Origin of the sequence: Qipengyuania sp. RANM35 (assembly GCF_041021145.2) — a bacterium.
Taxonomy (GTDB): domain Bacteria; phylum Pseudomonadota; class Alphaproteobacteria; order Sphingomonadales; family Sphingomonadaceae; genus Qipengyuania; species Qipengyuania soli.
In genome coordinates this window covers 1,105,991-1,119,033 of record NZ_CM196433.1, presented here as the reverse complement: position 1 = coordinate 1,119,033, position 13,043 = coordinate 1,105,991, and the positions used below count along the sequence as shown (strand labels likewise).

The following is a 13,043-nucleotide window of genomic DNA, read 5'->3' as shown; positions in this document are numbered from 1 at the left end:
TCGGGAAAGCGATACAATCATTGCGAAATTCGAGTCGAAACGCCACAATAGGCGTGCACGCAATGACGTGCGCGAAATCGGGTGCGGTGGGCGCCCAGATTGCGGTCCGTTCAGGCGGCCGCCAAGAACGGAGAGACAGCTATGTCCGAACGTACCCTTACTGCTCGTCCGCGTCCGGAAAAACCGGCGGCCGAGAAGACCGCAGGGGGTGGGGCAGGGGGCCAGAAGCAAGGCAACCTGCAAGATGCCTTCCTGAACCTCTTGCGCCGCAACAAGACGCCGGTGACCATGTTCCTGGTCAAGGGCGTGAAGCTGCAGGGCATCGTGACCTGGTTCGACAATTTCTCGATCCTGCTGCGGCGGGACGGTCAGTCGCAGTTGGTCTACAAGCACGCCATCAGCACGATCATGCCGGGCCAGCCCGTCGATGCCTCGCAATTCGCCAGCCAGAACTCGAACGCACGGCAGCGCTTGTTGCAGGACGTATTCCTTAGCCGCGTTCGCGAGGCAGAGGCGCAAGTGACCATGTTCCTCGTCAACGGCGTCATGCTGCAGGGCAAGATCGCCGCTTACGACCTGTTTTGCATGCTGCTTGAGCGCGACGGGTACGTGCAGCTGGCTTACAAGCATGCCGTTTCCACGATTCAGCCGACCACGCCGGTCGACCTGACCGAGGAATGGGAAGAGGACGACAACTGAGTTTCGACGACAACCTGATGGGCGAAGTCTCGCGCGGCGCGCGAGCCCTCGTCATTTGCCCGGACATCCGGGGCATTCGCTACGATCTCGACGCGGCCTCGCGGCTCGCCGAGGCGGAAGGGCTTGCGCTCGCCATCGGTATTGTCGTCGCCGAAAGCTTCATTCTGCCCGTGCGCGAGGTGCGGCCGAACCTGTTGTTTGGGGCAGGTCAGGTCGAAAACATCCGCATCGCATGCGAGCAAAATGAGGCCGAACTGGTTGTCGTTGATGGCGCCCTCAGCCCGATTCAACAGCGCAATCTCGAGGAAAAACTGGCGCGGAAGGTCATCGACCGAACCGGCTTGATCCTCGAAATCTTCGGTGAACGCGCTGCAACGGCCGAGGGTCGCCTGCAGGTCGAGCTGGCCCATCTCGACTACCAGCAGAGCCGTCTCGTCCGCAGCTGGACCCACCTCGAGCGCCAGCGCGGCGGTTTCGGTTTCCTTGGCGGTCCGGGTGAAACGCAGATTGAGGCGGACCGACGAATGATCCGGCAGCGCATGGGTCGTCTGCGCAAGGAGCTGGAACAGGTTCGCAAGACGCGCGGTCTGCATCGCGAGCGACGCGAACGCGCCCCTTGGCCCGTCATTGCCCTGGTGGGATACACCAACGCGGGAAAATCGACCCTTTTCAATCGGCTCACTGGTGCCGGGGTCATGGCGGAGGATCTGCTGTTCGCCACGCTGGACCCGACAATGCGGGCCATCACTCTGCCTGGCGTTGAGAAGGCCATCCTCTCCGACACCGTTGGCTTCATCTCCGATTTGCCGACCCAGCTGGTAGCGGCATTCCGTGCGACCCTCGAGGAGGTGACCGCCGCGGACATAATTTGCCACGTGCGTGACATCTCCAATCCATCATCTGCCGCGCAGAAGGCACAGGTGCTCGATGTCCTACGCGATCTCGGGGTGATCGAAGGGGAAGGGGAGGTTTCGGCCATTCCGATCATCGAGATATGGAACAAGTGGGACCAGCTCGACGCCGACGATGCCGAGGAACTGGCGTCGCTCGCATCAGCGGATAAATCGGTTGTCCCACTTTCAGCGCTAACCGGTGACGGCGTGGAAGAGCTGTTGGCGACGCTGGGTGACATGCTCACCCGCAAGGCAGCTTACCGGACCTATGAAATCCCTGCCAGCGACGGGCGCAAGATCGCCTGGCTCTATGCCCATGGCGAGGTCGTAGACGATGTTGCTGCCGAGGCGGCCGAGAAGGGGCCAACGCGCAAGATCAGCGTCCGGCTCAATCCCAAGGAGCTGGGGCAGTTCGAAACCCTCGACTGGTAATTTCAGGCGGTATCGTGCTTCGCGCGCTGCCAGTAGGCTTCCTGCTCATCTAGGTCCAGCGAGGCAAAGTCCTTACCGTCCAGTCGAGAAAGCTCTTCCATCTTCCTGAATCGATATTCGAATTTCGAATTCGATGCGCGAAGTGCCTGCTCTGGTTCCACACCGTAGCGGCGAACGATGTTCACGGCCACGAACAAGACATCACCAGCTTCCATGAGCCGCTCTTCGACGGTTTCTGCGGTCTCCAGCTCATCGAGCTCTTCCTGCAGCTTTGCCAGCGGACCTGCGACATCCGGCCACTCGAAGCCGACGCGCGCCGCTCGTTTCTGTAACTTCCCCGAGCGCAGTAGCGCGGGCAGAGCCGCTGCGATTCCATCGAGAGCGCCATTTGCGCCATTCGCGGAGCGCTCTGCTGCTTTCAAATCTTCCCAGCGAGAGTCTTCCATGATCCCGCCTTCGTCACCGAAGATATGCGGGTGGCGCGCCTCCATCTTGTCGCTGATGTCGCGGGCTACGTCTGCAAAGCTGAAATGGCCGGCTTCCTCAGCCATTCGAGAGTGAAAGACGACCTGGAAGAGAAGATCGCCGAGTTCCCCGCGCAAATCCTCCATGTCATTCCGGTCGATTGCGTCGGAAACCTCGTAAGCTTCCTCGATCGTGTATGGGGCAATGGTGGAGAAATCCTGCGCTGTGTCCCATTCGCAACCGTGCACTGGATCGCGCAACCGGGCCATAACTGCGAGCAGTCGGTTCATTTCTTCGGACATAGCATTGAAGTAGCTGGTCCCGTCGATCGCCGGAAGAGGGCCCGGGGCAGCCCTCCACGAACCTAATCGTTTGCGACGATAATATATATTATGTTAACCTCGAGATTGGCACGAGTTTGGGGGGCTATCGAACGAGGTCGATGAAAAGGATCACCACGGCGAATATGCCGGCCCACGCTCCTGCCATGAAGAAGCCCTTACGCCAGGTCACATTGTGGGACCGAAATCCGGACGAAACCAGGATCAGGAATCCTACCAGAGAAACAAGCGATACGATCTGATGTTCGCTCAAGCCACGATCTCCAGTCCATCGTATCCGACGATTACGCCCTTGGGGACTTCGTCGCACAGGCTGCGATAATCCATGCTCTTGTCCATATGGGTCAGGACGGTTCGCCGCGCCTTGCATTTGCGCCCGAGTTCAATGGCCATGTCGAGATGCGCATGCGTCGGATGAGGCTTCCGCCGCAGGCAGTCGACCACGAGAATATCCGTTCCTTCGAAGCAACGAACCATTTGAGGTGTAATCGCGCTGAAATCTGTCGCATAAACGATTGATTTTCCGTCGGCCTCGAAGCGAAAGCCCGTGTTGGTCACGGGACCATGCGGCATTTCGACATGGTCGAACGAAAATCCGGCAACCATGCGCATTTGGCCGAGCAACTTGAGGTCTATTATCGTGGGATAGCCGAACTGCCCCTCGAATATGTAGTCGAACCGGCGGCGCAAGCGCGCACTGGTAACCTCGCTCGCAAATCCGGGAATTGGATTGCTGCGATCATAGCGCATGACCCTGAGATCATCGATGCCGTGGCAATGGTCCGCATGATCATGGGTCCAGAAGACGGCATCAACCTTATCGATAGAATTCGCGAGCAACTGCGCGCGCAAGTCGGTCGAAGTATCGACGAGGATCCGTTGGCCTGCATCGTTCTCGACGATGATCGAAACACGCGTGCGCCGGTTTCGAGGTTCTTTCGGGTCGCATTCACCCCAGTCGTCGCCGACCCTTGGCACCCCGGTCGACGTGCCGGAGCCGAGCATCAGCAGTTTCACGCTGCTGCCTTGCTGAATAGCGAGAAGAAATTGCGTGTCGTGTATCCGGCCAGTTCGTCGAGTTTCTCACCACGTAGATCTGCAATGAAGGCGGCAGTGTCCCGGACGTAGCCTGGCTCGCAGCTCTTGCCGCGGTGCGGCACCGGGGCAAGGAAAGGACTGTCCGTTTCGACAAGCAAGCGATCGCGCGGAATAGTCTTTGCCACTTCCTGGAGATCACGGGCATTCTTGAAGGTCACAATGCCTGAAATCGATATGGAAAGCCCCAGCTCGAGAACGCGTTTGCCGAATTCGGCTGACGCAGTGAAGCAGTGAATGAGAGCCGGGAACGCGCCCTTCTCCATCTCTTCACTCAGAATGGCGATCGTGTCGTCTTCTGCATCGCGGGTATGGATGATCACCGGAAGCTGCGTCTCGCGCGCGACGTCGATGTGCAGGCGGAACATGCGTTGTTGCGCAGCACGGTCGGAATGCTCGTAATAGTAGTCGAGCCCGGTTTCGCCGATGCCGATAACCTTGGGATCGCACGTTGCCTCGAACAGTTCATCGCGCTCGAGATCGAGATGCTGGTCGGCATGATGCGGATGGATGCCGACACTGGCGTAGACGTCATTTGTGGCACGAGCGGTCCCTACCACCCTGCACCACTCCGCACGCTTGGTGGAGATGTTGAGGAAGGCCCCTACCCCCGCTTCTCGCGCCCGATCGAGCACACCGGCCTGATCGTCGATCAGGCCATCGTATTCGAGATGGCAGTGGCTATCGACGAGCATCAGGCGGTTTCGTCCTCTGCCAGTTCGAGCCTGGGGAACAGCGGGGTCGGTGCCGCGATCTGGAAGTCGCTCTCGGCCAGAGGCGAATACCAGTGGCTGCCTATTCCCTCGTAGGTGCGCAGTTCATCGCCCACGCCCATGAGGTCGAGCAGTTTGGCGCTGCTCGCCGGGATGACAGGAGCGATCGCGACGGCAAGCTGCGCAATGCAGATGTAGAGTGTCGCCAGGACCGTCTCCATGCGCTCCGGGTCTGACTTGCGCAGGGTCCATGGAGCTTGTGCGTCGATGTAGGCGTTGCAGGCAAAGACGGCTTGTAGCCAAGCCTCAACCGCCTGATGGAGCGCAAGAGAATCGAATGCCGCAGGGATATCCGTGCGGACGGCCTTGTCGACGATATCGAACAGTTCCGCATCGGCACGGTCGTGACCACGGATCGCGGGAAGATGTCCTTCGAGGTTCTTGGCGATGAACCCGAGTGTGCGCTGCGCCAGGTTGCCGAAGGCGTTGCCCAATTCGCCGTTCGCGCGCTGGACAATGGCTTCGGCCGAGTAACTGCCGTCCTGGCCGAATGCGATCTCGCGAATGAAGAAGTACCGCAGCTGGTCCACGCCGAACCGTTCGGCGAGTTCCATCGGATCGACGACGTTGCCCGCGCTCTTGCTCATCTTCTCCCCGCCGCGCGCGAGTAGGAAGCCATGGCTGAACACCTGCTTCGGTAACGCGAGGCCGGCGCTCATCAGGAAGGCAGGCCAATAGACAGTATGGAAGCGTGTGATGTCCTTGCCGATCATGTGAACGTCGGCAGGCCAGTAACGCTGGAACATCTCGCCTTCGGAGTCCGGAAAACCGACGCCAGTCATGTACGTGGTCAGCGCGTCGACCCAGACATACATCACGTGACCATCGCTGTCGGGAACGGGTACGCCCCAATCGAAGCTCGTGCGCGAGACGCTGAGGTCCTTCAGCCCGCCCTCGACGAAGCGCAGCACTTCGTTCCGGCGACTCTCCGGCCGGATGAAGTCGGGATTGTCGCGGTAAAGCGCTAGGAGTCTGTCCTGATAGGCTGAAAGCCTGAAGAACCACGTCTCTTCGGCCGTCCACTCGACGGGAGTACCTTGCGGGGAGAGTTTCGCCCCGCCCTCGCCTTCGACAAGTTCGCTCTCGTCGTAAAATGCCTCGTCGCGGACCGAATACCAACCTTCGTAACGGTCGAGGTACAGGTCGCCATTGGCTTCCATGCGCTTCCACAGCTCGATGCTGGCCGCCTTGTGGCGATCCTCCGTGGTACGCACGAATTCGTCATAAGACAGGTTAAGCCTGTTCGCCATGTCACGGAAATGTCCTGACATTTCGTCGGCCAGATCGATCGTGGCACGGCCTTGGTTGCGGGCCGTCTGGTCCATCTTGAGCCCATGCTCATCGGTGCCGGTGACAAAGCGCACGTCCCGACCACGCTGGCGCTGGTGCCGGGCCACGACGTCGGTTGCGATCCCTTCATAGGCATGACCGATGTGCGGCCGTCCGTTGGGGTAATTGATCGCGGTGGTAATGTAGAAAGGTTCAGCCATCGGCCCGCTCGCTAGCCTTAGCGGCGTTCGCGAGCAAGGTGCCGATTTCCATCGCGAGCAATCCGGCATCGAAGTTGTAGGTCGGCTGTTCGCCTGCGAGCCGCACCAGTTCCGCATGGGCATCGATCACGGAACGCGGGTCAGCGGCGCTCCCATCGACCATTTCGGCAAGGGTAGAACGTGCGAGATCCAGCACGCCCTGGATCCTCTCGCGGTCCGGTCGAGCACCGATAGCAGCGGCAAGTCCTCCGCGAAGGGAGAAGTCGGGATCTCCATGCTCCAAAATACGGCGCATGAGATGTGCAACCTTGCCGAGCTCCATCTCGACGAACGCCAGCGCTGCACCAGGGGATCCGGCTGCAGCGGCGATTGCTGCATGTACGGTGGACTGATCGGAATGTGGCGCGAGCTGCGAAAGCAGGGATGCGATCTCCGCGTCGGCCACCGTAGGGAAGCGGAGTACCCGACAACGCGACCGGATAGTGGGCAGAAGGCGTGCAGGACTATGTGCCACGAGCAGAAAGAACGTCCCTTGTGGGGGCTCTTCCAGGCTCTTGAGGAGCGCGTTCGCGGCATTGCGCTCGAGATCGTCCGACGGATCGATGATGATGGCGCGTCTGCTTCCTGCCGTGGGGCGTGTAGTGAGCCGCTGCTGCATCTGGCGAACCTGCGCTATGCGGATGCTGCGCGAGAGTTCGAAGGGCTTGCCTTCCTCGCGCTTGCGCTCTTCCTTTTCATCCTTCGGCCCTTGGGTCAGGACATGGATGTCGGGATGGTGTTCGATGTTGGGATCCGCGCCGACAAGTTCGCGGGCAGCGGCCTGCGCGAAGCTTGCCTTGCCGACACCGCGCCTTCCCGCGAGGAGCCACGCGTGGTGCATGCGCGAGCCGGCCATCGCCTCGCGCCACTCGTGCCAGGCATCCTGATGGCCGAGAAGGGTCATTGCCCGCTCTCGAAATATCCGTCGATTGCCGACATGACGCGTTCGTGGACCTGTTCGATCGATCCTGTTCCGTCGATCACCCGAAATCGCTCGGGCTCTTGCCTGGCGAAGTCGAGAAAAGCCGCGTTGACGGACGCGTGATATTCAGCGGTGCGTCCGCCGATAGCGTCGGTCTGGTCGCCATCGCGTGCAGAGAGACGGGCCGAAACGCTTGCCGCAGGAGCATCGAAAACAAGTGTCAGATCTGGCTTGATGCCGTGGCTGCCGACCTCGTGTAGCGCGAGTACGCGATCATCGCCCAATGCGCCGGCAATTCCCTGATAGGCACGGCTCGAATCGAGAAAACGATCGCACACGACCCACTGGCCGGCATCGATGGCAGGGAGAATTCGTCGTGCGACGTGGTCGGAGCGCGCCGCTGCAAAAAGCAAGGCTTCGGCCTCCCTCGTCCAGCCATCGCCGGGGGGATGGAGCAGGAGTTCCCGGATTGCTTCGGCTCCCGGTGTTCCGCCCGGTTCGCGGGTCAGGACGACGGTGATGCCTCTTGCTGCCAGTGCTTCCGCCAGCAGTTGGGCCTGGGTCGACTTACCCATCCCTTCGCCACCCTCGAAGGCGATGAAGCGACCGCGGGTCACGTGATCCAGCTCCGCATTCCGTTAAACACGCGTTGCAGGAGATTGGCTTCGACCACTGCTTCCCGCGCTTTGAGCGGCACGCGATATTGCGGCATGCCATCAATCGTCACTACCATTTCCGCCACCTCCTCACCTTTGGCGATCGGTGCCTGTAACGGCCCTTCATAGCGCAGGGTGTAGGAGATAGCCGGATTGGTGCCCTTGAGAACGTCGACATAAAACGGCCCGTCGGTAACCAGATTGACCAGCGGCGCTCCACCATCCTGAACCTTGGCACTGGCGATAATCTGTCCGGGCGCAAAAACGCGACGAGGTTCGAAGGCGGAAAAGCCCCACTCGATGAATTCTCGCGACGCCTTATTCCGCGCCCGCCCCGTAGGACTTCCTGCCACGACCATGATCAGCCGCTGGCCATTTCGCACGGCCGACCCGAGGAATCCGTACCCCGCCTGGTTCGTGAACCCTGTCTTGATGCCATCCGCACCTGGGACCACACCTGAAATCGGGTCATGGTTGCGTTGTTCGATGTTGTTGTACTTGAACCCCGTCGCGCCCACGAAATGGCGGTATTTCGAGGGATGGCGCGCAATCATTGCCTTGCCTAATGTCGCAAGATCCTGCGCGGTAACCCAGGTGTTGCCTTCGTCCATCCAGCCATTCGGAGTGCCGTAGTGGCTGTCGTGCATCCCAATTTCGCGCGCCTTTGCGTTCATTGCAGCGACCCAGTCCTCGACCGTTCCGGCCGCCCCTTCGGCCAGTACCACCGCTCCGTCGTTGGCCGACACGGTCGTAACCCCGTGCAGGAGGTCGTCCACGGACACAGGGACATTCGCGGAGAGAAACATCGTCGATCCGACGCGATGCCATTTGCGAAACGTTTCGGGCCGCATGACGAAGGATTGGCGCGGATTGAGCCTGCCTTCCTCCATCCATTCGAAGGCCAGGAAAGTGGTCATTACCTTGGTTATGGAAGCAGGCATGAAGCGCCTGTCGGCATCCCGAGCATACAGAACCTGCCCGCTGCGTGCATCGACGAGGTAGGCGATGGGAGCGTCGACAGGAGAAGGTATCGCAGCTTCACGCGGAGAACGAGCGCCAAGAGGAGATGCTACGGATAGTGCCGCCAATGTGACGATGGAAAATAATGTAGTACGCAAACCTGCTCCGGCGCCGGTCGCCATGCCGGCTTGTCAGTCGAGTGTTCTGATCTCGGCGTCGCTATAACCTTGTGCTCGCAGCTTGGCGAGCGCGTCCGCGGCCTGTCCACGAGTTGCGTAATGGCCCGCTCTAACTATCGTCAGTCGTCCGGCTTCCACAAGGAATCCATCAACCTTCTGAGCTAATCGTTCCGCATTACTGCGTACGGAAAAAGCTCCTAGCTGGACGGTGAACTTGCCCGTCTCCCCTCCAAGTTCGTCGGCCGAGGGCGACGATGCGGCTTCTTGCGCATCTACCTCTGCCACTACTTCGACAGAGGCAGCCCCTGCTGGCGGTGTCGGATCGATGGACTGGATTGCATCAGCGGCAGGTACGCTCTCGCTCACCTGCGTCTGGCGCGAATCTGCGAGTGAAACCGAGCCCGCCTGTGGCAATTTCTTGCGCAGGACGACGAGGAGGCCTTCTGGCGTGTCCATCCGCGGGCTGGCCTCCTGCCCTTCCCTTAGCTTGGCGCGCATGTCTTCGGGCGGATTGACCCGTCGCATGCGAACAGGGGCACCATCAGCGATGCCCAGTTGTGCCATCGCCATCGGGGACAGTGCGACCAAGCGTTCGTTGGTCATCGGACCCCGCCTCTCGACCCGAACAAGGATTGTGCGCCCGCTGTCGAGCGCGGTGACTTCCACATAGCTCGGCAAAGGCAAAATCCGGTCCGCCGCCGTGACACCGATCGTGTTATCGGCGTCAATCGTAGCATAACCGACGTGGTCATAGTTCATCAAGTCGGCAGGGACGTACTTTACGCCCTCGATCTCGAATGGCTCTCCGATGATCATCGGATAGTCTGCCGATGGCCCGTTTACCACGGGTGACCCGGCATCCCCACCGGCTCGCTCTCGAGCATGGGTGGAGCATGTTCCAAGGGTCATGGCCACGCCGAAGACCGTGGCTGCCGCTGCAATCCTATCGAGCAATCTCATCCGCAAGAAGCCCCACGCTCATCGCATAATAGTTCGAGCAGTTATATTCGAGGATGACCCGATAATTCGAGGTTAAGAGCCATGCGGGAGTGCCGGCTCCGTCGGGCTGAAAGATCGTAGCCTGAACATTGTCGCCAAGAGGCCGTTGGGGTTGCACACCCAGGGCACGCCATTCTGCGACGGTCTTGTATACGCTATGTCGTTCGTGAACCCGCTCACACACGGGTGCGGTGATTTTCGTGCGATAAGCCGATGGATCGAAGCCTGATGGCACATAGGCTCGTACTCCCCACGGCTCACCCCGCCGCCAGCCGGCATCGCGGAAGTAGTTTGCGATCGAAGCCAATGCATCGGAACCGTTGTTCATGATATCTGCACGGCCATCGCCGTCGCCGTCAGCGGCCAGGCGGAGATAGACCGATGGCAAGAACTGCGGATTGCCGAACGCACCAGCCCAACTTCCCTTCAAGTCGCTACGAGAGTAGCCCTTGTCCGCGACCTTCATCAGATCGACCCACTCGGTCGCGAAGAGGTCGCGGCGGCGCCCTTCCCACGCGAGGGTGGCGAGGGCCTGGGACAGGTCGAACCCGCCCTTTACCGCGCCATAGGCGGTCTCATGACCCCATATGGCGGTGATTATCTCGCCCGGAACGCCATAGGCCTGCTCGATCGCGCGGATTCTGCCTTGGTAACTGGCATAGGCCCGTCGACCTCCAGTGATCCGCGCATCATCGACATGCGTCGCGATGTAGGGAGCGAGCGCTGGAAATCCGCTGCGCGTCGGAGTTCCAGGTTGCGATCGGTCGAGTTCGATTACCCGATAGTTTGGTTCCAGCCCTGCAGTCATTCGCTGGATCGTTGCTTCGGAAACGCCCTCGGCCCTCGCCCTTGCGATCAAGAGCTGTAGGTACGCATCGAAAGACAAACCGCTTTGTGCAACTGCTGGTCCTGTCGATAGCGAAAGGGTGGCAATTCCAATGAAGGCGGTCAGTCGGCTCAATCTCATGATTCCGGATTGTCGCAGACGCGAGATGAATGGCAAGTGTCACGGGCCTTTGAGAAAATTTTTCACGATGAAGCGGGGCGTGACAAACTCATCGGGCCTCGCTAGCTGCCTTCGGGCTGCGGACAGGTGGCAGAGTGGTTGAATGCAGCGGTCTTGAAAACCGCCGTGGGTGCAAGCCCACCGTGGGTTCGAATCCCACCCTGTCCGCCACGCCTTCCCTATTCGGGCGACCTGACCAATGACGAGTTCCGGCGGTCGCGAATAGGGTAATCTTCGGGCTCGACCGATGATTGATTGCGCAGTGCGATATGATCTTCGACCAGACCGCCATCGGCAGTCCCTAGGTCCTCGCGTTCATCGCCCTGCGGCTCATCGAGAATTTCATATTCCATGTGCGACTCTCCTCGCACTGGGAAACGGCAGTCTGGGAATTTGGTTGCCGGCTCGGAGACGGGAGGTTTCGAGCCTGCGACGAGCCTACCGGGCGACGATCCGGAACGTGGCCAATGCTTCGTAATCATTCATGCAGCTGTTTGCGACAGCAGCATATTCTTTGCTGAGCACCGGTAGGTCACCCGGTGGCGGACCGAAGCCAGTCGACGCGTTTACAGCGTCATACCAGTGACTTTGCCAGACCCCATCGTTCGGGTGCGGTCCCTTTATCCAAGTCAGCATTCCGGGATCCCAGGCAATGCCCAAGGCTTCACACAAGCGGGCGAGAACAGCTTCCGGATCGGACAGAATATCCGCACTGTCGATAACCGGCGGAGGCGCTCCGAGGCGATCGGATATCCGTTCGAAATATTCTCGTTGGCGCGCCGTGCCCAGATGTTCGGGACGGATGGCGGTTCTCTTGTTCGCATAGCTCGCCGCAACCCGACGAGGATCGCGAATGAGGAAGGCATGCCTATGATCGGGGAAGTCCTCGATCGAGATCGGACCTTCCATGTGGTGCGACATGTGCTTCTGATACCAGACCGAGCTGCCGTCCGGAGCACGGCCCTGCAAGGTCGCCGCGACGCTGTGCCAGTCGCAATCCATGTCGGCCATTACCTCTTCGGCCATCGGTTGCGGATCGCCGGTTTCCCGGAGGTATGCACCGTAGAATGGCTCGTCGCTGACAAAGGTGTCGGCCCTGCTCGAGAAGCTGCGCATCATCGCTGTCGAAAGGTTGCGCGGTCCCGACCACATGGCGATGCGAACGGTCACGGACGTGCCCTACCCTTCACATCTTCGGCGAGCCGGGCAAGATACAGTTGCTGGAGGCGTTCAACCATCGGTCCGCGATCCTTACCAAGGATGCGGCCGTCTATTTCCCCGATAGGAGCAACGCCGGCAAATGTGCCTGTGCTGAAGGCCTCGTCTGCGCCATAGACATGCGTAAGCGAGAAGTTGCGCTCACGCACCGTGATGCCTGCTGCCCGCGCGATCTCGATAACTACTCCGCGGGTTATCCCGTCGAGGCAATAGTCGCCACTCGAAGTCCAGACTTCACCCTCCTTCACGATAAAGAAGTGGGTCGAATTGCAGGTTGCCACGAAGCCATGCGGATCGAGCATCAGGCCCTCGTCGGCGCCTGCCTGCGCCGCCTGGATACAGGCGGTTATGCAGTTCAGCTTGGAATGCGAATTGAGCATGGGATCCTGCACGTCGGGATATCCGCGGCGCACATGGACAGTCGCCAGCCTGAGCATTCGTGTCGCCGTCTCGGGCGCGGGTTCCTTCCATTCGGGAATGATGACGATGGTGGCAGGTGTCACCACAACACGCGGGTCCTGGTAGGGCGTGGAGCGAATGCCGCGCGTGACCATCAGCCGGATGTGAACGCCATCTTCCGACATGCCGTTCGCATCGAGCACGGCGTAAAGCCGTCGTTCCAACTCCTCCCGCGTGATGCCGATATCCATGTGGATCGCCTTGGCACCCCGCCATAGCCGATCGAGGTGCCGGTCGAGGAAAGCAAGCCGCCCATGGTGCAGCCGGATACCTTCCCAGACCCCGTCACCCAGCATGAAGCCGCTGTCGAAGACGCTGATCTTTGCTTCGGGGCGGGGGAAATGCTGGCCGTTGATATCGATAAGCACATTCTCGTTGCGCGCATCGGGAACATAGAGGTGAGTGCCCTGCGTCATC

The 13,043-nt window shown here is 60.2% G+C and carries 15 protein-coding genes and 1 tRNA gene; 3 read left to right on the top strand and 13 right to left on the bottom strand.

The window, feature by feature from the left end; genetic code table 11:
• Nucleotides 1-141: 141 nt before the first annotated feature.
• Together hfq and hflX are read left to right on the top strand one after the other, a co-directional pair.
• Entirely contained in the window at nucleotides 142-699 is a 558-nt protein-coding gene (hfq, locus tag RAM60_RS05665) for an RNA chaperone Hfq (protein WP_369025218.1), read from the top strand.
• Nucleotides 700-716: 17 nt separating this feature from the next.
• Nucleotides 717-2,024 carry a GTPase HflX gene (gene hflX, locus RAM60_RS05660; protein WP_369026131.1) on the top strand — a complete coding sequence of 436 codons (1,308 nt, stop codon included), beginning with the start codon at nucleotides 717-719 and terminating at the stop codon, nucleotides 2,022-2,024.
• A 2-nt stretch (nucleotides 2,025-2,026) separates the two neighbouring features.
• Here the strand turns inward: hflX and mazG are convergent, their stop codons facing one another.
• The 10 genes from mazG to RAM60_RS05610 form a co-directional block, all read right to left on the bottom strand.
• Nucleotides 2,027-2,779, bottom strand: coding sequence for a nucleoside triphosphate pyrophosphohydrolase (gene mazG / locus RAM60_RS05655; protein ID WP_369025219.1), 753 nt, complete (start codon nucleotides 2,777-2,779; stop codon nucleotides 2,027-2,029).
• A 136-nt stretch (nucleotides 2,780-2,915) separates the two neighbouring features.
• Entirely contained in the window at nucleotides 2,916-3,083 is a 168-nt protein-coding gene (locus RAM60_RS05650) for a hypothetical protein (protein ID WP_369025220.1), read from the bottom strand.
• Nucleotides 3,080-3,847, bottom strand: coding sequence for an MBL fold metallo-hydrolase (locus RAM60_RS05645; RefSeq protein ID WP_369025221.1), 768 nt, complete (start codon nucleotides 3,845-3,847; stop codon nucleotides 3,080-3,082). The genes RAM60_RS05650 and RAM60_RS05645 overlap by 4 nt, the downstream gene beginning before the upstream one ends.
• On the bottom strand, nucleotides 3,844-4,620 hold the full coding sequence (locus RAM60_RS05640) for a TatD family hydrolase (RefSeq protein ID WP_369025222.1): 777 nt from the start codon (nucleotides 4,618-4,620) through the stop codon (nucleotides 3,844-3,846). Before RAM60_RS05640 ends, RAM60_RS05645 begins: the two co-directional genes overlap by 4 nt.
• Nucleotides 4,620-6,188, bottom strand: coding sequence for a methionine--tRNA ligase (gene metG / locus RAM60_RS05635; protein WP_369025223.1), 1,569 nt, complete (start codon nucleotides 6,186-6,188; stop codon nucleotides 4,620-4,622). The genes RAM60_RS05640 and metG overlap by 1 nt, the downstream gene beginning before the upstream one ends.
• A complete protein-coding gene (locus RAM60_RS05630; RefSeq protein ID WP_369025224.1) occupies nucleotides 6,181-7,131 on the bottom strand; it encodes a DNA polymerase III delta subunit-related protein in 951 nt (316 codons plus the stop codon). The genes metG and RAM60_RS05630 overlap by 8 nt, the downstream gene beginning before the upstream one ends.
• Nucleotides 7,128-7,766, bottom strand: coding sequence for a dTMP kinase (gene tmk, locus RAM60_RS05625; RefSeq protein WP_369025225.1), 639 nt, complete (start codon nucleotides 7,764-7,766; stop codon nucleotides 7,128-7,130). Before tmk ends, RAM60_RS05630 begins: the two co-directional genes overlap by 4 nt.
• Nucleotides 7,763-8,947, bottom strand: coding sequence for a D-alanyl-D-alanine carboxypeptidase family protein (locus tag RAM60_RS05620; protein WP_369025226.1), 1,185 nt, complete (start codon nucleotides 8,945-8,947; stop codon nucleotides 7,763-7,765). Before RAM60_RS05620 ends, tmk begins: the two co-directional genes overlap by 4 nt.
• 9 nt (nucleotides 8,948-8,956) lie before the next feature.
• Nucleotides 8,957-9,904: an SPOR domain-containing protein gene (locus RAM60_RS05615; RefSeq protein WP_369025227.1), complete on the bottom strand. Its 948-nt coding sequence runs from the start codon at nucleotides 9,902-9,904 to the stop codon at nucleotides 8,957-8,959.
• Nucleotides 9,888-10,910, bottom strand: coding sequence for a lytic murein transglycosylase (locus RAM60_RS05610; protein WP_369025228.1), 1,023 nt, complete (start codon nucleotides 10,908-10,910; stop codon nucleotides 9,888-9,890). Before RAM60_RS05610 ends, RAM60_RS05615 begins: the two co-directional genes overlap by 17 nt.
• Before the next feature lie 120 nt (nucleotides 10,911-11,030).
• Between RAM60_RS05610 and RAM60_RS05605 the strand changes: the two genes are divergently transcribed.
• Nucleotides 11,031-11,120, top strand: a tRNA-Ser gene (locus RAM60_RS05605).
• A gap of 8 nt (nucleotides 11,121-11,128) precedes the next feature.
• Here the strand turns inward: RAM60_RS05605 and RAM60_RS05600 are convergent.
• The 3 genes from RAM60_RS05600 to RAM60_RS05590 form a co-directional block, all read right to left on the bottom strand.
• Nucleotides 11,129-11,302 carry a hypothetical protein gene (locus RAM60_RS05600; protein WP_369025229.1) on the bottom strand — a complete coding sequence of 58 codons (174 nt, stop codon included), beginning with the start codon at nucleotides 11,300-11,302 and terminating at the stop codon, nucleotides 11,129-11,131.
• Between the two features lie 85 nt (nucleotides 11,303-11,387).
• Nucleotides 11,388-12,119: a sulfotransferase-like domain-containing protein gene (locus tag RAM60_RS05595; protein WP_369025230.1), complete on the bottom strand. Its 732-nt coding sequence runs from the start codon at nucleotides 12,117-12,119 to the stop codon at nucleotides 11,388-11,390.
• Entirely contained in the window at nucleotides 12,116-13,042 is a 927-nt protein-coding gene (locus RAM60_RS05590) for an aminotransferase class IV (RefSeq protein WP_369025231.1), read from the bottom strand. Before RAM60_RS05590 ends, RAM60_RS05595 begins: the two co-directional genes overlap by 4 nt.
• Nucleotide 13,043: the final 1 nt, after the last annotated feature.